The organism is Streptomyces sp. E2N166 (genome assembly GCF_003671715.1).
Lineage (GTDB): Bacteria > Actinomycetota > Actinomycetes > Streptomycetales > Streptomycetaceae > Streptomyces > Streptomyces thinghirensis.
In genome coordinates this window covers 64835-65199 of the sequence record NZ_RAIF01000020.1, presented here as the reverse complement: position 1 = coordinate 65199, position 365 = coordinate 64835, and the positions used below count along the sequence as shown (strand labels likewise).

The following is a 365-nucleotide window of genomic DNA, read 5'->3' as shown; positions in this document are numbered from 1 at the left end:
TCACCTGGATCCTGCTCAGCCAGAACGCCCAGGTGACCGGCTTCGACGGCACATCCCTCCAGATCGGCTTCGTCAACGCCGGTGCTCGCGACAACTTCATGAGCAGCGGCAGCGAGGACGTGCTGCGGCAGGCCCTGGCCGAGCAGTTCAACGTGCAGTGGAAGATCGAGGCGGTCGTCGACCCGTCCGGCGGCTCGGCGTCTCCGCCGCCCGCCGGTCCCTCGGGTGGCTACGGCGGATCCGGTACCGGTGGGTCCGGTGCCGGTGGTGCCGGTGGTGCCGGTGGTGGCGGTTACGGCGGTGGTGGTGGCTACGGAGGCGGTGCGCCCGCCACCCAGCGCCCGTCGGCACCCTCGCCCACGGCC

The 365-nt window shown here is 72.1% G+C and carries 1 pseudogene; it reads left to right on the top strand.

The window, feature by feature from the left end:
- Positions 1 to 365: pseudogene (locus EBH09_RS37875) on the top strand (DNA polymerase III subunit gamma/tau); the annotation flags it as partial.